The 23,336-nt window shown below is 71.7% G+C and carries 20 protein-coding genes, 1 tRNA gene and 3 pseudogenes; 15 read left to right on the top strand and 9 right to left on the bottom strand.

Features of this window, described 5'->3' with window-relative positions; genetic code table 11:
- Window positions 1-41: 41 nt before the first annotated feature.
- Window positions 42-332 carry a hypothetical protein gene (locus PZB77_RS12580; RefSeq protein WP_275492685.1) on the top strand — a complete coding sequence of 97 codons (291 nt, stop codon included), beginning with the start codon at window positions 42-44 and terminating at the stop codon, window positions 330-332.
- A gap of 151 nt (window positions 333-483) precedes the next feature.
- Here the strand turns inward: PZB77_RS12580 and PZB77_RS12575 are convergent.
- Window positions 484-556: transfer RNA gene (locus PZB77_RS12575), tRNA-Arg, on the bottom strand.
- Between the two features lie 207 nt (window positions 557-763).
- Window positions 764-1,114, bottom strand: a complete 351-nt coding sequence (locus tag PZB77_RS12570; protein WP_275492684.1) for a hypothetical protein — start codon at window positions 1,112-1,114, stop codon at window positions 764-766.
- A 368-nt stretch (window positions 1,115-1,482) separates the two neighbouring features.
- Here PZB77_RS12570 and PZB77_RS12565 point away from each other — a divergent pair, with 368 nt between their 5' ends.
- Window positions 1,483-2,406, top strand: a complete 924-nt coding sequence (locus PZB77_RS12565) for a phosphorothioated DNA-binding restriction endonuclease (RefSeq protein ID WP_275492683.1) — start codon at window positions 1,483-1,485, stop codon at window positions 2,404-2,406.
- 246 nt (window positions 2,407-2,652) lie between these two features.
- Here the strand turns inward: PZB77_RS12565 and PZB77_RS12560 are convergent, their stop codons facing one another.
- Window positions 2,653-3,609 carry a helix-turn-helix transcriptional regulator gene (locus tag PZB77_RS12560; protein ID WP_275492682.1) on the bottom strand — a complete coding sequence of 319 codons (957 nt, stop codon included), beginning with the start codon at window positions 3,607-3,609 and terminating at the stop codon, window positions 2,653-2,655.
- Between the two features lie 174 nt (window positions 3,610-3,783).
- On the opposite strand from PZB77_RS12560, the gene PZB77_RS12555 reads away from it, so the two are divergent.
- The gene (locus PZB77_RS12555; RefSeq protein ID WP_275492681.1) at window positions 3,784-5,202 is read left to right on the top strand and encodes an MFS transporter; all 1,419 of its coding nucleotides are present in this window, start codon (window positions 3,784-3,786) and stop codon (window positions 5,200-5,202) included.
- Window positions 5,203-5,207: 5 nt separating this feature from the next.
- Window positions 5,208-5,660, top strand: a pseudogene (locus PZB77_RS12550) (Tn3 family transposase); the annotation flags it as partial.
- An 18-nt stretch (window positions 5,661-5,678) separates the two neighbouring features.
- Here PZB77_RS12550 and PZB77_RS12545 read toward each other — a convergent pair.
- From PZB77_RS12545 to PZB77_RS12530, 4 genes are all read right to left on the bottom strand, one after another.
- A complete protein-coding gene (locus PZB77_RS12545; protein WP_275492680.1) occupies window positions 5,679-6,374 on the bottom strand; it encodes a flavodoxin in 696 nt (231 codons plus the stop codon).
- A gap of 88 nt (window positions 6,375-6,462) precedes the next feature.
- Window positions 6,463-7,314, bottom strand: coding sequence for an aldo/keto reductase (locus PZB77_RS12540; protein ID WP_275492679.1), 852 nt, complete (start codon window positions 7,312-7,314; stop codon window positions 6,463-6,465).
- A gap of 51 nt (window positions 7,315-7,365) precedes the next feature.
- Window positions 7,366-8,394: an alcohol dehydrogenase catalytic domain-containing protein gene (locus PZB77_RS12535; protein ID WP_275492678.1), complete on the bottom strand. Its 1,029-nt coding sequence runs from the start codon at window positions 8,392-8,394 to the stop codon at window positions 7,366-7,368.
- A gap of 61 nt (window positions 8,395-8,455) precedes the next feature.
- Window positions 8,456-9,433 (bottom strand): aldo/keto reductase, encoded by a 978-nt coding sequence (locus PZB77_RS12530; RefSeq protein WP_275492677.1) that lies wholly within the window; start codon window positions 9,431-9,433, stop codon window positions 8,456-8,458.
- Between the two features lie 215 nt (window positions 9,434-9,648).
- Between PZB77_RS12530 and PZB77_RS12525 the strand changes: the two genes are divergently transcribed.
- The 9 genes and pseudogenes from PZB77_RS12525 (at window position 9,649) to PZB77_RS12485 (ending at window position 18,275) form a co-directional block, all read left to right on the top strand.
- Entirely contained in the window at window positions 9,649-10,545 is an 897-nt protein-coding gene (locus PZB77_RS12525) for a helix-turn-helix transcriptional regulator (RefSeq protein ID WP_275492676.1), read from the top strand.
- Window positions 10,546-10,693: 148 nt separating this feature from the next.
- Window positions 10,694-11,044: pseudogene (locus tag PZB77_RS12520) on the top strand (recombinase family protein); the annotation flags it as partial.
- A 109-nt stretch (window positions 11,045-11,153) separates the two neighbouring features.
- Entirely contained in the window at window positions 11,154-11,675 is a 522-nt protein-coding gene (locus PZB77_RS12515) for a recombinase family protein (protein ID WP_275492675.1), read from the top strand.
- A gap of 618 nt (window positions 11,676-12,293) precedes the next feature.
- Window positions 12,294-12,944, top strand: coding sequence for a GntR family transcriptional regulator (locus PZB77_RS12510; protein ID WP_275492674.1), 651 nt, complete (start codon window positions 12,294-12,296; stop codon window positions 12,942-12,944).
- A gap of 57 nt (window positions 12,945-13,001) precedes the next feature.
- Complete coding sequence (locus PZB77_RS12505) at window positions 13,002-13,751, top strand: PIG-L deacetylase family protein (RefSeq protein WP_275492673.1); 750 nt, start codon at window positions 13,002-13,004, stop codon at window positions 13,749-13,751.
- Window positions 13,748-14,458, top strand: a complete 711-nt coding sequence (locus PZB77_RS12500) for a 4-carboxy-4-hydroxy-2-oxoadipate aldolase/oxaloacetate decarboxylase (protein ID WP_275492672.1) — start codon at window positions 13,748-13,750, stop codon at window positions 14,456-14,458. Before PZB77_RS12505 ends, PZB77_RS12500 begins: the two co-directional genes overlap by 4 nt.
- Before the next feature lie 23 nt (window positions 14,459-14,481).
- Window positions 14,482-15,531 (top strand): annotated as a pseudogene (locus PZB77_RS12495) (4-oxalomesaconate tautomerase); the annotation flags it as partial.
- 60 nt (window positions 15,532-15,591) lie between these two features.
- Window positions 15,592-16,542 (top strand): catechol 2,3-dioxygenase, encoded by a 951-nt coding sequence (locus PZB77_RS12490; RefSeq protein WP_275496033.1) that lies wholly within the window; start codon window positions 15,592-15,594, stop codon window positions 16,540-16,542.
- Between the two features lie 401 nt (window positions 16,543-16,943).
- Window positions 16,944-18,275, top strand: coding sequence for an aromatic acid/H+ symport family MFS transporter (locus tag PZB77_RS12485; protein WP_275492671.1), 1,332 nt, complete (start codon window positions 16,944-16,946; stop codon window positions 18,273-18,275).
- Window positions 18,276-18,488: 213 nt separating this feature from the next.
- On the opposite strand, the gene PZB77_RS12480 is transcribed toward PZB77_RS12485, so the two are convergent.
- Window positions 18,489-19,766: a M6 family metalloprotease domain-containing protein gene (locus tag PZB77_RS12480; RefSeq protein ID WP_275492670.1), complete on the bottom strand. Its 1,278-nt coding sequence runs from the start codon at window positions 19,764-19,766 to the stop codon at window positions 18,489-18,491.
- Between the two features lie 262 nt (window positions 19,767-20,028).
- Between PZB77_RS12480 and PZB77_RS12475 the strand changes: the two genes are divergently transcribed.
- On the top strand, window positions 20,029-20,685 hold the full coding sequence (locus PZB77_RS12475; protein ID WP_275492669.1) for a TetR/AcrR family transcriptional regulator: 657 nt from the start codon (window positions 20,029-20,031) through the stop codon (window positions 20,683-20,685).
- A 375-nt stretch (window positions 20,686-21,060) separates the two neighbouring features.
- Window positions 21,061-22,596 carry an MFS transporter gene (locus tag PZB77_RS12470; RefSeq protein WP_275492668.1) on the top strand — a complete coding sequence of 512 codons (1,536 nt, stop codon included), beginning with the start codon at window positions 21,061-21,063 and terminating at the stop codon, window positions 22,594-22,596.
- A 93-nt stretch (window positions 22,597-22,689) separates the two neighbouring features.
- Here the strand turns inward: PZB77_RS12470 and PZB77_RS12465 are convergent, their stop codons facing one another.
- Entirely contained in the window at window positions 22,690-23,202 is a 513-nt protein-coding gene (locus PZB77_RS12465) for a MarR family transcriptional regulator (RefSeq protein WP_275492667.1), read from the bottom strand.
- Window positions 23,203-23,336: the final 134 nt, after the last annotated feature.

The following is a 23,336-nucleotide window of genomic DNA, read 5'->3' as shown; positions in this document are numbered from 1 at the left end:
GGTTCTTCGGCCCACCGTTCGCGCGAGGGTTGGGAGAGCCCGTGGACCTGGCAGATCTTCTGGGCGAAGCGGTGACTGCCCTCAAAGCTCCGCTGGAGCAGGCTGACCGTGAACAGGGCTGGACCGATGACCTGCGGCGGGAGATCCAGGAGGAGATATCGGTCCATCGCTCGGCGCTGCGCCGGCATGGACCCTGGATGGTCATGTACCTACGCCCGAGCCTCGATGAGTGGTTGGCACAGGAAGCCGTGCAGCCGGGGAAGCTTCGCGATGTGGTCATGGAGGTGCAGACGCGCGTGAACGAGGCGCGCGACGCAGCCGGTTCGCAGTGACGATCTTGAAGGTTGCCCGGCGGCCCCGCGTCGCCGGGATCCGCAGGCTCCTGGAGACATCGGGAGGCAGTGGCACGCAGGTGGCACGGCCGTGATCATGAGAAAGGGCCAGTTCGGGAGGATCGCGCCTCCGAACTGGCCCTTCGTGCTGTGCCCCCGGCAGGATTCGAACCTGCGACACCCACTTTAGGAGAGTGGTGCTCTATCCCCTGAGCTACGAAGGCCGGGGCTGGTGGCAACCAAACCCTTCGGCCAGGCGTGGTGCGGTGCTCTCCGCAGGCTCACCTGGGCGGACAACACGACGTACCGACGACTGACCAGGACAGCGTAGCGGATGCGCGCCGACGAGGGTTCTCCGTGGGGCGGCATCGGAGCCGGACAGCGAGCCGGAGCACCTGTGCGCCCGCCTGCCTGGTGCCCGGGCTGCCTCCTCACCCGACCGTCGCCTGGCAGTCCTCGCAGCGCCGGATCGCCTGACGGTCGGTGTTCCCCTCGGTCGCCTTCGCGGGACAGCTGGTGCTCAGCCGGTCCCAGAGCCCGGCCGGCGGGGCCGGGATCCAGCCCCAGCGGGGGGCGGTCACCAGCTCCTCCGAGAGGTGGGCACAGGCGCCGGGACGGTGCGCGTACCGCCTCGGAGAGATGAGGATCGCGTCGGCCGGAAAGCTCCGCCACTCCAGACGGGGTGAGGCGACGGGGCGCGTGGTCGGCGCGGCTCCGTCGGGTGGGCATGTGCAGCCCAGTCCGATGACCAACTCGCAGCGGTCGCAGCACTTCTGTCGCATGTCTCTCCACTCCTGCCTCCTGGCCGGTGCCGTCGTCCCGGGCGTCCGGCGCGTCGGGGCCCCCTGGGCGTCCCGGGGGTCGGACGCCGGGGGACCGGTGCCTGGAGAACGCACGTGTGCCGGGGTGGTCACGGTCCCCCGGGGCCATCCGGACGTACCTCGCTCCACCCCTTTCCCGTTCGTCACGGGCCCGACGGGTAGGTTGCCCGGAGATCAGCGGCAGGCGCGCCGGGCGACCGGGTCGGTGTCCCGCGGCACTGGACGGGGATCCACCGGAGCCGGGGCAGCCGGGGCAGCCGGGGCAGCCGGGGCAGACGGGGAGTCGGGGCAGTCGGGGAGTCGGGAGCCGCGGAGGACGGGGGAGCGGTATGACGCGCGAGGCGCTGATGAGCGCGCTGGCGGCGCTGCGACGTGCGCAGATGGGAAGCAGGCGGGCGCCGCACAAACCGCTGCTGATGCTGTGGTTGCTGGGGAGGTTCGCCGCGTCCGGCAGTTCCGCGGTCAGCTACGACGAGGCGGAGGAGCCCGTCAGCCGGCTGATCAACGACTTCGGGCCGGCGGTGACGAGCCCGTCCCGGGCGCGGGAGCGGGCTGCGATGCCGTTCGTCCACCTCGAGCGCGGCCTGTGGGACCTGCGGGACCGGGATGGTGCGCCCATCGGTGCGGACGCGCCCGAGCGGGGCGCCCCGCTCCGGGCCAGGGGCGCGCACGGTCGTCTCCGCCAGGAGGTCGAGACACTGCTCGCCGATCCGGAGACCTTCGCGGCGGCAGCCCGGCTCCTGCTGGAGCAGCACTTCACCCCGGCGCTGGAGGCGCCGATCTGCGACGCGGCCGGCCTGGACCCGGCTGTTTTCGGCAAAGGGGCGGGCGTACCGGCGGACCGCAAGCGGCGCGCGCGGCGGGCCGGATTCGCCGAGGAGGTGCTGCGGGCGTACGCGTACTCCTGCGCGTTCTGCGGCTTCGACGGTGCGCTCGGCCGCAACCCCGTGGGGCTGGAGGCCGCGCATGTGCGGTGGCACAGCCAGGACGGGCCCGACGAGGTGCGCAACGGGCTGGCCCTCTGCGCCCTGCACCACGCCCTCTTCGACATCGGTGTGCTGGGCCTCCTGCCCGATCTGCGGATCCAGGTCTCGCCGCTCTACGTGGCCAGGACCCGGGCGGGCCACGCCGTCGACGCCCTCCATGGTCAACGGGTCGCGGAGCCCCGGCCCGGTAAGCCGGGTATCGCGGAGGAGTTCGTCCTGTGGCACGGTCGGCAGGTCTTCAAGCGGCCGGGGACACAGGCGGCGTAGGGCGTCGCAGCTGCGGCCGCTTCTGCCCCGCGCCCGATCGGCCAGGACGACCAGTTCGCACCGCCCGGCCCACGGGTTGCGGGAGGCGTTCGGCGTGACCCCGTCGCTCCAGGTCGTCGACGATCCGGCCCGCCGCCCCGGGCCGAGCGACCCGAAGCCGCTCGACGGCGGGCTCCGCACCCGTATCGACCACGCCCCCACGGGCGCCCGGCCGGAGAAGTCCTGGCCGGGCGCCGGCACGGGTGCCTACCGCAGGTCGTCCGCGCCCCACCCGGCCGGTTCCGCGTCCGCCGCGCTCACGTCGGTCGCTTCGACCGCGTCCGCGCGCAGCGCCGTGCGCCGGGTCCGGGTCGCCTCCTCCGTCAGGCTCGACAGCAGGCGCAGCGCCGCGTCGGAGGGGGAGCCCTCGGGGGCGGTGTACAGCAGCATGCGGTGGCCGGTGCCGTCGGCGAGGTGGAGGTTCTCGAAGTCCAGGGTCATCGCGCCCACCGCCGGGTGGTGCAGCGACTTCGTCCCCACGGTGCAGTCGCGCACCGGGTGCTTCGACCAGAGCTTCGCGAAGTCGGCGCTCCGCAGCAGGAGCGAGCCGATGAGCTCCGCCAGCGCGCTGTCCTGCGGATTGCGGCCCGCGACCAGACGCAGCGCGGAGAGCGCCACCCGGGCTTCCTTGGTCCAGTCGGTGTACAGCTCGCGGGTGTGCGGGTCCAGGAAGAGCATCCGCGTGAGGTTGGGGCGGGCGGCCGGTGTGTCCGGGCTCGCGGGGTCCAGGTGCCCGGCGAGCAGGGCGTGGCCCAGCGCGTTCCAGGCGAGGACGTCGTTGCGCCCGTCCAGCACCACGGCGGGTACCTGCGGCATCGCGTCGATCAGCCGGCGGGTGGGGGCGCGTACGTACTCCGGGCGGTGCGGCGCAGCCCGTTTCGCCTTCGGCGGCCGGGCGAGGTCGCGCAGGTGCGTGTGCTCGTCCGGCGTGAGGCGCAGGGCGCGGGCGAGGGCGTCCAGGACGCTGTCCGAGGCGTTGGCGCTCTGCCCCTGCTCCAGGTGCGTGTAGTACGTGATGCTCACCCCGGCCAGCAGGGCGAGCTCCTCGCGCCGCAACCCGGGTACCCGCCTGCGGGTGCCGTGGTTCGGCAGGCCGACGTCCTCCGGCTGGAGCCGTGCGCGGCGGTTGCGGAGGAAGTCGCCCAAAGCCGTGGGAGTGTCCATGCCCACCAGTGTGCCGGGGCGAGGTCCGGGCACGGGGCCCTGAAGGTGGCCCTGCCAGTGATAGCTTCCCGGACGCCAGCAAGACCGGAGGGCTGGGTAACTCCCGCGCACAGCAGCAGAGTCACTCTCCAGGACGACCGCTCGGGCCGTCCGCTCCGGAGAGGGATGTGTGTGATGGCCGTTGCCGAGGGTGTACGGGCGGGGGAGGGGCCGGTCCGTCTGGACGGTCGTCTGCGGCTCGTCCTGGTGGTGTTGCTGGTCGCGCAGTTCATGCTGGCGGTGGACTTCTCGATCCTCAACGTGGCGTTGCCGGTGATCGGTGACGGACTGGGCTTCTCGCTGTCGGGGCTGCAGTGGATCGCGACGTCGTTCGCGCTGGCGGCGGCCGGCTTCACCCTGCTGTTCGGGCGGATCGCGGACCTGTTCGGCCGGCGGCGGCTCTTCCTGGCGGGACTCGCGGTCCTCGGACTCTCCTCCCTGGTGGGTGGGTTGGCCCAGAGTCCCGAAATGCTCATCGTGGCGCGGGTGTTCCAGGGTCTGGCGACGGCGGCGGTCACCCCGGCGGGTCTGTCACTGCTGACGACGTCGTTTCCGGAGGGACCGCTGCGGCAGAAAGCACTCGGGCTCAACGGGGCTTTGATGTCGGCGGGGTTCACGACCGGCGCGATCCTGGGCGGGGTGCTGACCGACCTCCTGTCGTGGCGCTGGTCGTTCTTCATCAACGTGCCGGTGGCGGTCGCGGTACTGGTGATCGCGCCGACGGCGATCAAGGAGTCCCGCCCGGCGGTCCGTCCCAAGCTGGACGTGCCGGGCGCGGTGGCGGTGACGCTGGGGCTGCTGGCGCTGGTGTTCGGTCTGACGCAGGCCGGTGAGCACGGCTGGGGTTCGGGTGCGGCGCTGGGATGGCTGGCGGCCGGCGTGGTGCTGCTCCTGGTCTTCTACGCGGTGGAATCGAAGGCGACGAGCCCGCTGGTGCCGGTGCCGGTGCTGAAGAAGCCGACGGTGGCCTGGGGAAACGTCGCCGGTGCGATCGCGTTCCTGACCGAGACGAGCCTGGTCTTCCTGATGACGCTGTACCTCCAGGAGGTACTGGGGTTCTCGCCGCTGACGGCCGGCCTGTCGTTCGGCGTGCTGGGTGTCGGCACGGTGGTGGGCGGCTCGATGGCGCCCCGCGTGATCGGGGCGACGTCCACCCGGACGACGCTGCTGATCGGCGGGGTGGTGCAGGCGGTGGCGACCCTGTCCCTGGTCGGGCTGGGCGAGACCGGTTCGAGCATGTGGCTGCTGCTCGCCGCTACCTTCGCCGGGGGCGTGGGGAACATGCTGGTGATCGTCGGGTTCATGGTCACGGCGACGACCGGCCTCGCCGACCACGAGCAGGGCATGGCGACGGGCCTGGCCACCATGACCCAGCAGATCGGCATCACGATGGGCACGCCGGTCATGTCGGCGATCGCAGCGGCGAACACCGACATCCACGACGGGATCACGACCGCAGTGATCGTGAACACCGCGGTGGTCGCCCTCGGGGTCCTGACCTCCTTCTTCTTCCTCCGGACCGAGAAGGCCTCCCACGCGGGTCGGTCCAGCTGACATTCGCCGAGTACGGGCGGATCGACAGGACCATGCACCTGCTCGCCCTGGTCCATCCGCTGGCCGACACGTACCGGCGGTTGATGAACCGGCAGCTCACCGTCCAGGAGTCCCGCCACCGGCTCGTCCGCGCGATCTGCCACGGTGGCCCGGGCCAGATCCGCCAGGCGTACCGGGAGGGTCAGGAGGACCAGCTCGCCGCCCTGGGTCTGGTCATCAACGCGGTGGTCCTCTGGAATACCCGCTACCTGGACGCTGCCGTGGCCCGGCTCCGCTCCGAGGGCCACGACCTCAAGGACGAGGACGTCGCCCGCCTGTCCCCGCTCAAGGACCGCCACATCAACTTCCTGGGCCGCTACCTGTTCAACATCAAGGCCAGCGGCCCCGGCCAGGGCCTGCGCCCCTTCCGCGACCCGGACGCGTCCGAGGACGGCGACGAGGACGGCGAACAGCCGTGAGGTACCCGGCAGGAACGGTCACCTGGTGGACAGCCCGATGCGTCGCAGCCATGCCTCGACTTCGGTGTCGGCGTCCCTGACCTTCTCGCCCTGGACAGCGAGGCCGGGGGCGATGGTTGCGCCGGGGCGGGAGGCGGCGTAGTCGCGTTCGGTGGTGCCCAGGCCGCTCATGGCGTAGGTGGTGACCGGGCGGACGGTCTTGCCGCGGAAGTCCAGCCCGTCGGTGAACGTAGTCATGATCATGGGTGCGCGGACGTTCCAGATCGGGCTGGCGAGCAGGATGGTGCCGTAGCCGGTCAGGTCGGGCAGGCGGTCCTTGATGGCCGGGCGGGCGTCGGTGTCCTGCTCTCTGACGTTGCGCTGGACGGTGGCATCGTAATCGTGGGGGTAGGGGTCGGCGGCTTCGATCCGGTAGAGGTCGCAGTCGATCAGGTTGTGGAGCTTTCGGGCCAGGACCTCGGTGTTGCCGGTCTTCAGGTCGGTGCGGTCGCCGTAGTAGTAGTTCTCGCCCGGCCGGGAGAAGTAGGCGAGCAGGATCCCGCGAGGCTTACGGGAGGGCTCGGGTGCCGGGGCTGTGGTGGCCTGGCCGGACGTCTGCCGGTCGGGGTCGCGTGTGCAGGCGGCGAGGACGGGGGTGGTCATGGCGGCGGCTCCGGTCAGCAGTGCGGCACGCAGGAGGGCGCGCCGCGCGGGCAGACGGTCGGTTCGGGTCACAGGTCGGCCCCCCGGGGACGAAGGTTCGAGCAGGACAGAGGGCGGCAGGCCATCGGTCTGCCGCCCTCTGTGGCCGTGGCTCCTGGGATCAGGCGTCGAGGCGGCGCTTCGCGAGCCAGGTGACCATCTCGGGGTCGTGGTGGTCGAAGAACAGGGAGCTGCCGGTGTCGAGGGTGGCGATCTGGGCCATCTGCTCGTCGGTGAGGTCGAAGTCGAAGACGTCGAAGTTCTCGGCCATGCGCTCGGCGCGTACGGACTTGGGGATGGTGATGACGTCGCGCTGGGTGAGCCAGCGCAGCACGACCTGGGCGACGGACTTGCCGTGCTCCTTGCCGATGCCGGCGAGGAGCGGGTTGGTGAACAGGTCGTTCTTGCCTTCGGCGAAGCCGCCCCAGGACTGGTGCTGCACGCCGTGCTCGCGCATGAGGGCGTGGTAGTCGGTGCGCTGGAAGAAGGGGTGGGTCTCGATCTGGTTGACCTGCGGGGTGATCTCGTTGTTGACGATCAGGTCGATCAGGCGGTCGGGGTAGAAGTTGGCGACGCCGATCGCGCGGGTCAGGCCCTCGCGGTTGGCGGCCTCCATGGCGCGCCACTGGCCGTAGACGTCGCCGAAGGGCTGGTGCATCAGGTACAGGTCGAGGTGGTCCAGACCCAGCTTGGTCAGCGAGGTCTCGAAGGCGCGGCGGGTGTTGTCCTGGGCGGGGGCGTCCTGGACCCACAGCTTGGTGGTGACGAACAGGTCCTCGCGCGGGATGCCGCTGGACTTGATGGCGCGGCCGACGGCTTCCTCGTTGCCGTAGGCGGCGGCGGTGTCCAGCAGCCGGTAGCCGGCGGCGAGCGCGTCGGAGACGGTGCGTTCGGTGTCCTCGGCGGGGATCTGGTAGACGCCGAAGCCCAGGAGCGGCATCTCGACGCCGTTGTTCAGAGTGACGGTCTTCATCAGCGGGGTGTCCTTTGCTGTGCGGGTGCCGGTAGGGGGTGCCGGTCGTGGTCAGGGGCGGATGAGCGCCTTGAGGACCTGGCGGTCGGCCATGGCCTGGTAGGCGTCCGGCGTCCGGCCGAGGGTGAATTCCTGGTCGAAGACGCGGCCGGGGGTGATGGTGCCGTTAAGGACGTCGGGCAGGAGCTGCTCGATGTAGGCGCGGGCGGGGCTGGCTCCGCCGGTCAGGGTGATGTTGCGCATGAAGAGGGCCGGCCCGATCGGGCCCTGTTCGTACTGAGGGACGCCGAGGCGGCTGACGGTGCCGCCGTCCAGGACCGCTCCGAGCGCGGTGTCGAAGCTCTGGCGGGTGCCGACGGCCTCGATGACCTTGTCGACGCCGCCGGTCAGGTCGCGGATGCGGGCGATTGCTTCCTCGCCGCGTTCGGCGACCACGTCCGTGACGCCGAAGTCACGGCCGAGATCTGTACGGGCCGTATGGCGTCCCGCGAGGACGATCCGCTCGGCCCCGAGCCGCTTGGCGGCGATCACCGCGCACAGGCCGACCGCGCCGTCCCCGACGACGAGCACGGTGTCGCCGCGGCGGACGCCGGCGGTGACGGCGCCGTGGTGGCCGGTGGTCATGACGTCGGACAGGGCCAGCAGGGACGGCAGCAGCGCGGAGTCCGCAGCCACCGGGAGCTTGACCAGGGTGCCGGCGGCCTGTGGGACGCGGACGGCTTCGCCCTGTCCGCCGTCGACGCCGTCGAAGCCGTACCGGCCGCCGTGGCGGCAGGAGATGTGCAGGCCCTTGGCGCAGTAGTCGCAGGTGTTGTCGCTGTAGGTGAACGGGGCGACGACCAGGTCGCCCGCCGTCAGGCCGGTGACGTCCGCGCCGGTGTCCTCGATGACGCCGAGGAACTCGTGCCCCATGGGGCGGCCGGTGTCGGTGGCGGGCATGGAGGCGTAGGGCCACAGGTCGCTGCCGCACACGCAGGACGCGACGACGCGGACGACCGCGTCGGTGGGCTGGTCGATCTTCGGGTCGGGCCGGTCTTCGACACGGACGTCGCCGGCGCCGTACATCACGGCTGCACGCATGACGGTGCTACTCCAAACGGGTGGTGGGGGTGCGGAGCGTGGCGCCCCGGCGGGGTGGGGGTCAGCGCTCCAGCATCCGGGCCTGGGCCTCGGTGTGGGTGTCGCCGGCGGCCGGCGGGAGGGCGGTCAGCGTCTCGATCTGCTGCGCGGTGAGGGTGACGGTGTCGGCGGCGGCGTTCTCCTCCACCCGGGACACGCGCTTGGTGCCGGGGATCGGGGCGATGTCGTCGCCTTGGGCCAGCAGCCAGGCCAGCGCCACCTGCCCCGGCGTCGCACCGACCTCGTCGGCCAGGGCCTTGACCTGATCGGCGAGGGCCAGGTTGCGCTGGAAGTTCTCGCCGGTGAAACGCGGGTTGTCACGGCGGAAGTCGTTCTCGTCGAATTGGTCGGGGGAGCGCACCGTGCCGGTCAGCATTCCGCGGCCCAGCGGGGAGAACGGCACCAGGCCGATGTTCAGCTCCCGCAGTACGGGCAGCACCCGCTCCTCGATCCCCCGGGTGAACAGCGAGTACTCCGACTGCACCGCGGTGACCGGCTGCACGGCGTGCGCGCGGCGGATCGTGTCCGGGCCCGCCTCCGAGAGCCCGAAGCCCCGCACCTTGCCCTCGGCGATCAGCTCACCGACGGCGCCCGCGGTCTCCTCGATCGGCGTGTTCGGGTCGACCCGGTGCTGGTAGTACAGGTCGATGTGATCGGTGCCCAGGCGCTTCAGCGAGCCCTCGACAGCCGTGCGGATGTTGGCCGGGGAGGAGTCCAGGTTCCACGCGCCGTCGCCGCCGTGCGAGACCAGGCCGAACTTCGTCGCCAGGACCACCTTGTCCCGGCGCCCCTGCAGGGCCCGGCCGAGCAGCTCCTCGTTGGTGTAGGGGCCGTAGATCTCGGCGGTGTCGATCAGGGTGACGCCCAGCTCCAGCGCCCGGTGCACGGTGCGGATCGACTCCGCGTCGTCCGTGCCGGAGCCGGTGTAGCCGTGTGACATGCCCATCGCGCCCAGCCCGATCCGGGAAACCTCCAGGTTACGCAGCTTGATGTACCGCATCTCGCCCTCTTCCGATCATGGTGTTACCTGGTCTCTCACTCTCGCCCGGCCCGGCAGGTCGTGCCGGGTGAAACCCGGGCGGCGCGAGGGACCGGCGTCTTCCTCATCCACCTTTCCCCGGATTGCTCGGGTGTGGCAGGGCGGGCTCTTCGGGGGTAACGACAGGGCCCCCCTCCCGCCCGCCCCGCGGGTGCCCGGCGGGTGAGACTGGAGTCATGACTTCGACGAGCGCACAGAGCGAGGGCGCCGAGCTGGGTCGTTACCTGCGCGCCCGCCGCACCCAGACCAGCCCCGAGCACGTCGGCCTCACCGTCGGCGCCGGCATCCGCCGCACCCCGGGCCTGCGCCGTGAGGAGCTGGCCACCCTCGCCGGGATCAGCATCGACTACTACGTGCGCCTGGAACGCGGCAAGGAGACCCGCCCCAGCCCCGCCGTCCTCGACTCCCTCGCCCGCGCCCTGCACATGGACGACCAGGAGCACCAGCACCTGCGTGAGCTCGCGGCGCGTGCCGCCCGCTATGTCTCCGAGCCGCCGCCGGCACCGAGCCGCACCGTACGCCCCCACCTGAAACTGCTGCTGGAGTCGCTGCGCCCGAACCCCGCGTACGTCATCAGCCGCAGCATGGACATGCTCGCCTGGAACCCCGGCGGCCTCGCCCTGTACGCGGGTCTGGAGGACTGGCCGGCCAAGCACCGCAACCTGGCCCGCTACCTCTTCCTCCACCCGGCCGCACGGAACCTGTTCCCGGACTGGGACCGGCAGATCACCGCCTGCGTCGCCCGGCTGCGCGCCGTCGCAGGCACCGCTCCCGACGCCCCGGACCTGACCAACCTCGTCGGCGAGCTCCTCCTCAAGAGCCCCGACTTCGCCCGGCTGTGGGAACGCTACGAGGTCACCGGCCGAAAGCCTGCACAAAAGACTTTCCAGCACCCCGGCGTCGGCACCCTCACGCTCACCTCGCAGTCCATGCAGCTGGAAGGCACCCCCGGACAGCGCATCGGCGTCTACACCGCTGAACCCGGCACACCCGGCCACGACGCCCTGCTCCTGCTCGACATGACCGCGCCCGCAGTCGCGCCCCACCGGGAAGCCCCGCACACATCGATCTGACCGCCGTTCTCACAAACGGTCCTATGCCCGAGCAAGACAAAAATGACGGCCCGGCGACCGCGAAGCGCCGTTCCGGTTAGCAGAACTCGTTCTCACCCAAAGGTGGGTTCGAGGTACTTCTGAGAATGTTTTGTGACAGCTCCGGTGCATGACGGCCCTTCAAGAAGCCTCACCGAACGATGCGGACGACGTAGAGTGCCGCGCCTGGCTCGCCGTGCCGCTCGCGCTCCGGCGCGGTCGCCGGCGCCTACCACACCCGCCGCTTCACCAAGGTGCCCCGCCTCGCCGAGCTCCTGCGCGTGCCCACCCCCGCCGACCGCGGGCCCGGCCAGCCGTGGCGCTCCGGCACCCCGTCCCGCCCGCTCTCGCGCCCAACGCCCCGAGCGCCGACATCCGCATCGGGTACGCACGGTGCTCGACGCTCGGCCAGGAGCTCCAGTCGCAGCTCGACGCCCTCGCCAAACACGGCATCGAGCGCGACAAGGTGTTCTCCGAGAAGATCAGCACCCGCGTGCGCGTCCGCCCGCAGTTCGAGGCCGCCCTCGCGCTCGCCCGCCAGATCAAGGCCCACGCCCCCGCACTGCCGGGTCATCTTCACCGTGTACGAGATGAAGCGACTGGGCCGCGACGCCGCCGAACTCACCTCGCTCGCCGGCCATCTCACCGCCCACGGCCTGGTCCTGGAGATGCTTGCCGGGCCGCTGCCCGGGATGTACGACCCGAGCGGGCCGGGCCGTCTACTGTTCGCGTTCTTCGCGGCGATGGCGGAGACCGAGCGGGAGAACATCCGGGAGTCGACCCTCGAAGGTCTCGACGCGGCGGCCCGCAAGGGCAAGCACGGTGGCCGACCTGCCGTCATCACCCAGGACATGCTGCACACCGTGCTGCGGCGCCGGGCGAACGGCGAGTCGGTCGAGCAGATCCAGCCCGACCTGATCATCCCCACCGGCAAGCGCAAAGGCCATGCTCCAGCGTCGCCAGCATCTACCGCGCGCTCGCCGAGCACGAGAGGAGGGAGGCATACCCCGAGGCCGTCGAGGAGGCGCACGCCGACTTCGCGGATCTCCGGGAAGCCGACGACATCCCGCACCCCCGCCGAACCCGGATCCGGCCTCCGGATGACCCGCTGACACCCAAGGAAGCTGCGGACCGCGACCGCTTCCACGCACAGGTCCTTCAGACCACGGAGACCCAGTAGTCAAGCACGATCGTTCTCACCGGGATTTCCTGTACGTCAACTACTCACACCCGGCATCCGCACCGCCACGGCTGCGGCGAGCGGCTCCACCGGGGCCGGCCGGAGGCGACGAGGAGCGTGCCGTGCCGCGCCACCACTCCTCCGGCGTGCACGAGCCGGAGCAGCGGGGCCGCGGCGACCGCGGCACCCACCCGCAGCTGGTCCCGCGGGGGTGCCGTCCCGCCGGTCCGGCCCGAGCGGCACGATCCGCTCGCCGACGCTCAGCCCCGTGTCCGTCGGACCCGCTCTTTCCTGCCTCCCCGTGCGCCGCACACCGTTCCTCCCCGTACGCCCTCGCACGGGCCGCCGGGCACCGGCCCGGTCGTCCCCGCGGCGGACCCGCGAACCCGGAGGACTCCGGAGTGCCGTCGGTGCCCTCCCCCTCCCACGGGGAGGGCGCATCCGCCTCCCCCGGGGAGAGCACCGTCCGCGCAAAATCGGAGACAAAATTGTTGACAATCATGTTGGCCTAGATTTAGCGTCGACAAGCACTCACTCAGGGAGGGCACGAATGCCGAAGGAAGCCAGTCCGGGCAGCGGGGAGCAGGCCAAGCAACTGGCGTTGTCCCAGCTCCGGCAGGCGATTCTGCGGGGCGAGATGGCGCCGGCCCAACGGCTGGTGGAGAACGAACTCGCCGAGCGGTTCGGTGTGACACGGGCCAGCATCCGTGCGGCGCTGATCGATCTTGCCGCGCAGGGGCTGGTGGAGCGGATCCGTAACCGCGGGTCCCGGGTGCGCGTGGTGACCGTGGAGGAGGCGGTAGCCATCACCGAGTGCCGCATGGCGCTCGAAGGGCTGTGTGCCGCCAAGGCGGCGGTCCTGGCCACCGAGGCGCAGCGCGAGGAGCTGACCGGTCTGGGCGCACTCATGGCCAAGGCGGTGGCAGAGGGCGATCCCCTCACCTACTCCGAGCTCAACCACCAACTGCACACCTGCGTCAGGGAGTTCTCCGGGCAGCGGACCGCCGTGGAACTCCTGGAGCGACTCAACGGGCAACTGGTGCGCCACCAGTTCCAGTTGGCCCTGAGGCCCGGTCGTCCCCAGCAGTCCCTGAGCGAACACCTCGCCATGATCGAAGCGATCGTGGCCGGGGAACCGCAGGCGGCCGAGCAGGCCGTCCGCGCTCATCTCAGCAGTGTGATCGACGTGTTGCGCGCCTGACCCGCCAGGGGGTTTCCGGTGGGGCGGGAGCGCACCCGCAGCCAAGGAGACGCAAGCATGACCCAAGCCAACGCGCCCGCCCCCGCACGGTCGACGCTCGTCGTCACCGCGCACGCCGGAGACTTCGTGTGGCGGGCCGGGGGCGCCGTCGCCCTCGCCGCCTCGCGCGGCGAGAGAGTGACCATCGCCTGTCTGACCTACGGCGAGCGCGGTGAGTCGGCGCGGGCCTGGCGCGAGGGCAAGGCGCTGGAGGAGATCAAGGCGATGCGCCGGGACGAGGCGGAACGGGCCGCCGCCGTCCTCGGGGCAGAGGTGCGCTTCCTGGACGCCGGTGACTACCCCCTGTTGGTCACCCCGGAGCTGACCGACCGGCTGGTCGCGATCTACCGCGAGACCCAGCCCGACGTGGTGCTCACGCACCCGCTGGAGGACCCGTACAACGGCGACCACCCGGCCGCCGCCCGGATGGCGCTGGACGCCCGGGTGCTGGCCGGGGCCATCGGCTACCCGGCCCCCGGCGAGGTCCTGGGTGCCCCGCCGGTCTTCTTCTTCGAGCCCCACCAGCCGGAGATGTGCGGCTTCACCCCCGAGGTGCTCCTCGACATCACCGAGGTCTTCGACACCAAGCGCGAGGCGATGGAGTGCCTCTCCGCGCAGGCGCACCTGTGGGAGTACTACACCGACCTCGGCAAGCGGCGCGGAGTGCAGCTCAAGCGAAACGCGGGACCCAACCTGGGCCTGGCGTCGACCACCTACGGCGAGGCGTACATGCGCCCGTACCCGCAGGTCACGGGGGTCCTGGCATGAGCGGCGTGATCGTCACCAACCCCCCGAAGGCGTCCCTGGCCCAGGCCGACGCCCTGGCCGGCCACGGTGTGGCCACGGTGCACGAGGCCCTCGGCCGCACCGGCAGCCTCGGCCCCGCGCTCCGCCCGGTCCAGCAGGGCGTACGGATCGCCGGCACCGCCGTCACGGCCCTCTGCTGGCCCGGCGACAACCTCATGATCCACGCGGCGGTGGAGCAGTGCGGCGAGGGGGACATCCTCGTCGTCACCACCACCTCCCCCTGTACGGACGGCCTGTTCGGTGAGCTCTTCGCCACCGCCCTCCAGCGCCGGGGCGTACGCGGCCTGATCACCACCACCGGGGTGCGTGACACGGCGGAGCTGCGCGCGATGAACTTCCCCGTCTGGTCGAAGGCCGTCAGCGCGCAGGGCACCGTGAAGGCGACCGGCGGATCGGTCAACGTCCCCGTCGCGATCGAAGGGCGGATCGTCCGGCCCGGCGACATCGTCCTCGCCGACGACGACGGCGTGATGTGCGTGCCGCGCGAGCGGGCCGCCGAGGCGATCGAGGCCTCCGTCGCGCGTACCGCCAAGGAGGAGGCGTCCCGGGCGGCCTTCGCCGGGGGGCAGTTGGGCCTCGACCGGTACGGCCTGCGGGAGACACTGGAACGGCTCGGCGTGACGTACCGCTCGTACGAGGAGCACCTGCGCGACGGAGCGGCACCGTGACGCTCCCCGAGGAGGTGCCGTGCATGCTGATGCGGGGCGGCACCTCCAAGGGGGCGTACTTCCTCGCCGGTGACCTCCCCGGGGACGCCGCCGCCCGCGACGACCTGCTGCTCCGCCTGATGGGCAGCCCCGACCCGCGCCAGATCGACGGGCTCGGCGGGGCGCACCCGCTGACCAGCAAGGTCGCCGTCGTCCGGCCCTCGGACGGCCCCGACGCGGACGTCGAGTACCTCTTCCTCCAAGTGGCCGTCCAAGAAGCAGAGGTGAGTGACGGTCAGAACTGCGGGAATCTGCTGGCCGGCGTCGGACCGTTCGCCGTCGAACGCGGGCTGGTCCCGGCCGGCGGGGACCGCACCACCGTCCGCATCCGCATGATGAACACCGGGGACCTCGCCGCCGCCACCTTCCCCACCCCGGGCGGCCGCGTCGAGTACGCCGGTACCACCGCGCTCTCCGGCGTGCCGGGGACGGCGGCTCCCGTGGTCGTCGACTTCCCGCCCGGTTCGGGGGCGCTGCTGCCGACCGGACGGGTCCGCGACACCGTCGCGGGGACCCCCGTCACCTGCGTGGACAACGGCATGCCCACCGTCCTGATCGCCGCCGCCGATCTCCGGGACACCGGGATCACCGGCTACGAGAACCCCGGCGAGCTGGAGGAGAACACCGCGCTCGCCCACCGCCTCCGCGAGATCCGGCTCGCGGCCGGCGCTCTCATGGGGCTCGGTGACGTCTCCACCGCCACCGTGCCCAAACTCAGTCTGCTCGCCCCGCCCGCGGAAGGCGGCGCGGTGACCACCCGCACCTTCATCCCGGTCCGCTGCCACACCTCCATCGGCGTGCTGGGCGCCGCGAGCGTCGCCGCCGGGCTGCTGATCCCCGGAAACGTCGGTGAGCGGATCGCCCGGCTCCCTCCGCCGGGAGGCCGGGTGCGCATCGAGCACCCCACCGGCCACCTGGACGTGACGGCGGCCGTCGACGTCGGCGAGGACGGCACCACCCCGGTGCCGGGCCGGACCGCCGTGGTGCGCACCGCCCGCAAGATCTTCGACGGGACCGTCTTCGCGCGGCCCGCCGCCCCGTACCGCACCTCCGCACCTCCGCACCCGCACCCGCACCCCTCGAAGGAGGCACGGATGACTCCGCCTCTCGGTGACATCGCCCACCTCGGACACGTCGAACTCCTCACCCCGGACCTCGACGCCAGCGTCGACTTCTTCACCCGGATACTCGGTCTGACCGAGAACGGCCGCGACGGGAACTCCGTCTACCTGCGGACCTTCGACGACTACGAGCACCACAGCCTCGTCCTCACCGCGCACGGGACGCCGGGCGTGCGCCGCACCGCACTGCGCACCTCCAGCGGGGAGGCGCTGCACCGCAGGATCAAGGAGCTGGAAGCCGCCGGACGGCCGGGCCGCTGGGCCGAGGACGAGCCCGGCATCGGCCCGCTGTACCTGACCAGCGACCCGGACGGCCATCAACTCGCCCTGTACTGGGAGAGCGAGCACTACGTCGCTCCCCCCGCACTGAAGCCGGGGCTGAAGAACCAGCCGCAGGCCAAGCCGTCCCACGGGGTCGGCGTCCGGCGGCTGGACCACGTCAACTTCCTCGGCTCCGACGTGGCCGCCAACGCCGCCTTCACCCGCGACGTCCTCGGCGCCCGCCCCACCGAGCAGATCGTCCTCGACAGCGGCACGCTCGCCGCCCAGTGGCTGACGTTCACCAACAAGTCGTACGACGTCGTCTACACCTCCGACTGGACGGGCTCCAGCGGCCGGCTGCACCACATCGCCTTCGCCACCGACACCCGCGAGGACATCCTGCGGGCGGCCGACATCTGCCTCGACAACGACGTGTTCATCGAGACCGGCCCGCACAAGCACGCCATCCAGCAGACGTTCTTCCTCTACGTATACGAGCCCGGCGGCAACCGGGTCGAACTCTGCAACCCGCTCACCCGGCTCGTGCTGGCCCCCGACTGGCCGCTGATCACCTGGACCGAGGCCGAACGCGCCAAGGGCCAGGCGTGGGGTCTCAAGACGATCGAGTCCTTCCACACGCACGGCACCCCGCCCGTCGCCTGACGCCCAGGAGCCGCCGGTGAGCGGCGGTTCGACGGCACGGCGCGGGAAGCAGACGCCTCGCGGCCGGACCGGCCCCCGCGCCCCGCGGCGCCGGGGCCGGTCGGCGACGCCCGGTGCCGTCCCACGACGCCCGCGGCCGCCCCGCGCCGCCGACCTCGAAGGCTGGTCCCGGGCCGGTCGGGTCTGTCCCGTGCCTCTCCGGGGGCCCCTCTGGGCCGGTCCCGGGCCGGTCGGTCCGGGGGCGGCCCCTTCGTTCCTGAGATTGTTGACAAAAACGTTGACACTCAACGGGCGCGTTCCTACCGTCGTGCCCACCGGGTCGCCGCGAGCCGCACGACCCGCCCACCGTCCCCCGCCCAGCTCCGAGCGGCCCCAGGCCCGCCGGACGAGAGGAAACAACGATGTCCTCCTCCACCACCCTGTCGCCACGGGGCAGAAAGCTCGCGTTGCTGGTCGTCGGCCTCTGCTGGCTGGTCGTGCTCTTCGACGGCCTCGACATGTTCGTCTACGGCGCCGTGCTGCCGCACATGCTGGAGCACCACGCGCTCGGCCTGAAGCCCTCCATGGCGGGCGACCTCGGCAGTTACGCCACCTTCGGCATGCTGATCGGCGCCCTCTCGGCCGGCACGATCACCGACTGGGTCGGCCGCAAGAAGCTGATCATCGTCTGCACGGCGGTGTTCTCGCTCGCCTCCGCCCTCTGCGCGGTGGCCGGCTCCGTCGGGGTCTTCGGCCTCGGGCGCTTCATCGCCGGGGTGGGCCTCGGCGGGCTGCTGCCGGTCACCATCACCCTGGTCTCCGAGTACGCCCCGCGCGGCCGGGGAGCGATCATCGTCGGCACCCTGATGACCGCCCACCAGGCCGGCGGCATCGTCTCGGGCTTCATCGGCCTGTGGACCGGCGGCGAGAACGGCTGGCGCGTCGCGTACTGGATCTGCGTGGTCCCGCTCTTCATCGGTGTCCCGCTGGTGTGGAAGTTCCTGCCCGAGTCGATGAGCTTCCTGGTGGCGAAGGGCCGTGACGAGGAGGCCGCCGACCTCGCCCGCCGCTTCGACGTCGACGTGCCCGCCGCCAAGGCCGCCCGTCCCGCCGCCGGAGAGCGCTGGGACGCGCTGGCCGCCCTCTTCCGCGGCAACCTGTGGCGCCGCACCCTGCTCTACTGGCTGACCTCCTTCGGCGGTCTGCTCCTCGTGTACGGCGTCAGCAACTGGCTGCCCACGATGATGCGCGGCGCCGGGTACGAACTCGGCTCCTCGCTCTCCTTCGTGGTGATCATCAACGCCGGTGGCATCGTCGGCATGCTGGTCGCGGGCCGCTTCTCCGACCGCTTCGGCGCACTCCGCGTCGCCGCCCTCTGGTTCGCGCTCACCGCCGTCGGCGTCTACCTCCTCGGCGTCCACATGGCGCTGCCGCTCACCTGCGCGGTGGTCTTCCTGACCGGCCTCTTCCTCTTCAGCGCCCAGGCCATGGTCTATGCGGCCGTCGCCGGCGACTCGACCGACGACAACCGCGCCACCGCCGTCGGCTGGACCAGCGGCATGGGCCGCTTCGGCGCCGTCTTCGGCCCCTGGCTCGGCGGACAGCTGGTCGCGAACGGCCACGAGGACTGGGGTTTCACCGCCTTCGCCGTCACCGCCGTGTTCGCCACGGTGATGCTCTGCCTGACCGGCCTGCGCCCCACGAAGGAGACCGGCGGCGCCGGCCCCGCCCAGCCGCTCTCCGCGACGGGCTGACGGGCCGGTGGCCCGACGGCCTGATGGACCGAGGGGCCGGCCGACCGGATCATCCCGTCGGAGGCCGCCGGGCCGGACCATCCCCTCCGGTGCGAGCCGGACCGCCCCGCACCGGTGGCCACCGGGTCCCGTTCGCCCCGCACCGGTGGCCACCGGGTCCCGCTCGCCCCGCACCGGTGGCCACCGGCCGGCAGCGGACCCGGCGGCCACGGGTCAGGAGCGCGTTATCCGGACCCGGTACCCGCCGTCCTCGTCCTCGTCGAGCACCGAGACCCGGATACCGTTGGCTCGGTCGGTGAAGGTCTGGCCCGGCTGGAACGGCGCGTCGGAGAGCTCGGCGTGCACGTTGGGCCGGCTGGTGCAGCCGCCACTGTCACCGGTGCTGTCCGCGACGGAGACCGGCCCCTGGCCCGTCTCCACGTCCGAGTCGACCTGGTAGATCAGCACCCCCGGGCGGCAGACCGCCTCGTCGTTCCCGGCGGCGGTGCGCACCTCGGCGACGTACCCGGAGTCCTCGCCCAGCGGGACGACCGCGAGCTTGGTGCCACCGGTCGTCGCGAGCGGTTCGAGGACACGCTCGGTGGTGCCGGGCCCCGACGCGCAGGTGACCTGCCCGTTGTCGAGCCAGCCCAGCTTCCACTTGTGCCAGCCGAGGAAGTCGTTGTCGGCGCCCCAGTCCTCGGACATGATGTCCCAGTGCCCGACCGAGCCGCCCCCCTGCGCGGTGTAGAGGTCGGGGAGGCCGAAGACGTGGCCGTTCTCGTGGGGGAGCACCCGGTAGCCGGTCTTCGCGTAGGAGCCCGAGCCGTCGTCCTGCCGGCTGTAGACGAACGAGGTGTTGGCCAGCGGGACACCGTCGGCGCGCGGCGCCTCGTCGTTGGCGGGGAAGGTCACGGAGAGCACGGTGTCGAGGGCCGAGGGGCCCGCGTTCGGGGTGACCAGCACGTTGATCAGGTCGTACGCGGAGAAGTCCACCCGTGCGTCGGCGGCCCGGACGATGTCCGACACCAGCTGCCGGTAGCCGGGCTCGTACGGCGCGCCGCGCTCCATCCCGTACTCCGCGAACTTCAGCGGCATCCGCAGCCAGCCCTTCACCGGGGCCTGGGGGCGGTAGTCGAGCCGCCCGTAGGAACTCCTGCGGAACCAGTCGGAGGTCTGCGGGAAGAACTCCGCCATCCGGTCCGCCGCGGTCCCGCTGCCCGGCGCGTCCGGGAAGTCGATCATGAGGTTCAGGGCCCGTACGGTGCCGGTGGACGGGGCGTATCCGGGCGGGGTCGGCATCCCCTCCGACATCTGTACGCCCAGGGCGGCGGATATCCGGCACGGTCCGAGCGCGGATCCGGCGGAGAGGGGCACCGAACCGGCGGAGGCCCGGCTCGCGTCGGGCAGGGCGGCGCTCGCGGAGGCCAGCGCGGCGATGACCAGGGCGGTCGCGCCCGCGAGTGCGAGCGGGCGGCGACAGCTGCGTATCCCTCGGCGAGGGTGCTGCATGGGCGCGCCTCCGGGGTACGCGGCAGCCGGCCGACCCGGACTGCGCTCTGGCGCTCAGCCTCCGTCGGCCTCTCGCGGACCGCTCGTCGGGTAAGCCGATCGGAGGGTTTTCCGGCGCGGGAGGATAGGTGACGCGGGTCACACGCAGGAGTGAAATAACCGGGGACGCTTTCCCCGTTTGCACGTGTGTCCCCAGGAAGTGGGGACGCGGTCCCCGGTTGGTCGGGGCGCCGCTCGCACACGTGAGGAACGGACCCCGCCCGTGGAGACCGCCGCTCGAACCGCACCGGACTGCCGGCGCCGTACGCCCCGTCCGCGGGCCGACGCGCTGCGCAACCGCGAGCGGATCGTCACGGCCGCCCGGGAGATGTTCGTCGAATCCGGGCCGGACGTGCCGCTCGACGACGTGGCCCGGCGGGCCGGCGTCGGGAACGCCACGCTCTACCGGAACTTCCCCGACCGTGCCGCACTGACCCATGAGGTGGTACTCGCCGTCCTGTCCCGCACCACCGACCGGGCCGAAGAGGCCATGGCCGAGGAGAGTGACCCGTTCGCCGCGCTCAGCCGCTTCGTGCACGCTGCCGCCGACGAACGGATCGGGGCCCTGTGCCCCCTGCTCTCCGGGACGTTCGACCAGGAACACCCCGAACTGCTCGCCGAACGCCGGCACCTCGAAGAGGCCGTCGAGGAAGTCGTGCGGCGGGCCGCCGCCTCCGGGCGGCTGCGCCCCGACGTCGCCGTGGGAGACTTGATGGTCGCCCTCACCCAGCTCACCCGACCCCTCGCCGGGTCTTCGTGCATGGCGATCGACCAGTTCGCCCACCGCCATCTGCAACTGCTCCTGGACGGTCTGCGGGCCCCGGCCCGCTCCGTACTCCCCGGTTCCGCATCGACCTTGGAGGACCTGCGGCGTCGCTGACGCCCCGCGCACCTTCTCCGACCCACGTCCGGCCCGGCCGGTATCCCTACGCCTTTCCTTTTCCTCTTCTTCCGCTCCGTTTCTCCTCTGCTTCCCACGGGACCGGCAACGTCGCCGGTGACCGGGTCCGGGCCTCCTCGGTCCGCACCCGGGGGAAGGCGCCCGCTCGACGCGGCGCGCCCCCCTACCCGTGCCCCGCCCGCCGCACCGGGCGCTCCGTCCGCCCGTCACCGCGCCCCGAGGCGCCCGATCCGCCGAGGTCTCGAACCGGTCCCGCCCACTCCATCGGCGCCCCGGCACCTCTTCCACGTACCGCACGAACTCCCGTGATCGACGTCCCGCCGATCCCGCGCACGTCCTTAGGTGGCTAGTCCCATGTCAGAAACCCTGTCGAAGAACGCCGGCGTCCCGGCTCCCGACCCCGGGCGCTGGAAGGCCCTCGCCTTCATCGCCCTCGCCCAGCTGATGGTCGTGCTCGACGCGACCATCGTGAACATCGCGCTGCCCAAGGCCCAGGTGGACCTCGGCATATCCGACGCCAACAAGCAGTGGGTCATCACGGCCTACGCCCTCGCCTTCGGCGGGCTGCTGCTCTTCGGCGGGCGCATCTCCGACCTGTTCGGCCGCAAGCGCACCTTCGTCATCGGTCTGATCGGCTTCGCGCTGGCCTCCGCACTCGGTGGTGCGGCGGAGAACCAGGCCCTGCTCTTCGGCTCCCGCGCCCTCCAGGGCGTCTTCGGCGCCCTTCTCGCGCCCGCCGCCCTCTCGCTGCTCGCCGTGACGTTCACCGACGCCAAGGAGCGCGCCAAGGCGTTCGGCATCTTCGGTGCCATCGCCGGTGGTGGCGGCGCGGTCGGCCTGCTGCTCGGCGGTTTCCTCACCGACTCGCTCAACTGGCGCTGGACCTTCTTCGTCAACATCCCGTTCGCGATCGTCGCCGCGATCGGCGCGTACTACTTCGTCCACGAGCGTGCCGGTTCGCGCAACCGCTCCTCGCTGGACATCCCCGGTGTGCTGCTCTCCACCTTCGGTCTGGTCTCGCTGGTCTACGGATTCACCCGCGCCGAGTCCGCCGGCTGGTCGGACGCGCTGACCATCGGTTCCTTCGTCGCCTCCGTCGTGCTGCTCGCCGCCTTCATCCTGGTCGAGTCGCGCGTGAAGTCCCCGCTGCTGCCGCTGCGCGTGCTCGCCGACCGCACCCGCGGCGGCATCTACGCCTCGCTGGGCCTCGCCGTCATCGGTATGTTCGGCCTCTTCCTCTTCCTCACCTACTACCTCCAGGTGGTCAAGGGGTACAGCTCGCTCTCGACCGGCTTCGCCTTCCTGCCGATGGTCGCGGGCATGATCACGGGCTCCACGCAGATCGGCGCCCGCCTGATGACCCGCGTCGCCCCGCGCCTGCTGATGGGGCCGGGCTTCCTGCTCGCCGCCGTCGGCATGCTGCTGCTGACGCGCCTGGAGGTCGACTCCTCGTACGCCGGTGTCATCCTGCCGGGCATGGTGCTGCTCGGCCTCGGCATGGGCACCGCCTTCATGCCGGCCATGTCCATGGCCACCCACGGCATCGAGCCGCGTGACGCGGGCGTCGCCTCCGCGATGGTCAACACCTCGCAGCAGGTCGGTGGCGCCATCGGCACCGCGCTGCTGAACACCGTCGCCGCCAGCGCCACCACGGCGTTCCTCGTGGACCACGCGGCCGGTGCGACCGACCCGAAGCTGCTCCAGCTCCAGGCGATGGTGGACGGTTTCACCACTGCCATCTGGTGGGCGGTCGGCATCCTGGTGGTCGCCTCCGCCATCGCCTTCACCCTGATCAACGCCGGCAAGCCCGTCATGGGCCCGGTGAGCCAGGGCGGCGGCACGCGTGACGGCGCCGAGGACGAGTTCCAGGTGCCGGTGATCGCGCACTGATCGCCGATCGCACCCTGATGCCCTGATCGGACCGGCCCCGGCGTACCAACGCCGGGGCCGGTCCGGCACATCCGCCCTGGTTCCGCGCCCGTGTCAGCGCAGCCAGGGCAGATCCGCGTCCGGGTGCTCCGGCTGCAGTCCGGTGGCGACGATCCGCATGATCTCTCCGAGCCGGCCCACCTGCTCGGGCGTGAGCCGGTCGAACACGGCCTGCCGGACGGCCTCCACGTGGCCCGGCGCCGAGCGGCGCAGCATGGCGCGGCCCTGCTCGGTGAGGACCGCGTTCTGGCCCCGCTTGTCGGTGGGGCAGTTCTCGCGGCGTACCCAGCCGTTCTTCTCCAGCCGGGTGATGGCGTGGGAGAGCCGGGAGCGGGTGATCTTGGCGTCCTTCGCCAGCTCCGTCATCCGCAGCTGCCCGCCGGGCGACTGGGAGAGCTCGACGAGCAGCCCGTAGTACAGGTGCGGCATGCCGGCGTCCCGCTGCAACTGGCGGTCGAGGTGGTCCTCCAGCAGCGTGGTGGCCTGGATGTAGGCACGCCAGACGCTCTGCTCTTCGCCGGTGAGCCACCGTGTGCCGGTCGTGGGTGCCGTGGTCATGCCGTCCACTCTACGACCTTTCCTTGAAACTTGAACTAGATGGAGTTAGGCTCTGCGGAGCGTGAGCTTGAAGTTTCAAGGATCTCGCTCAGAGGCGCCCTGTCCGGCGGAGCCGTGACCCCGCGCCTGCCCCGAAGTCCGAC

Origin of the sequence: Streptomyces sp. AM 2-1-1 (assembly GCF_029167645.1) — a bacterium.
Lineage (GTDB): Bacteria > Actinomycetota > Actinomycetes > Streptomycetales > Streptomycetaceae > Streptomyces.
The sequence above is the reverse complement of the archived record's forward strand: the minus strand, read 5'-3'. Positions and strand labels throughout refer to the sequence as shown.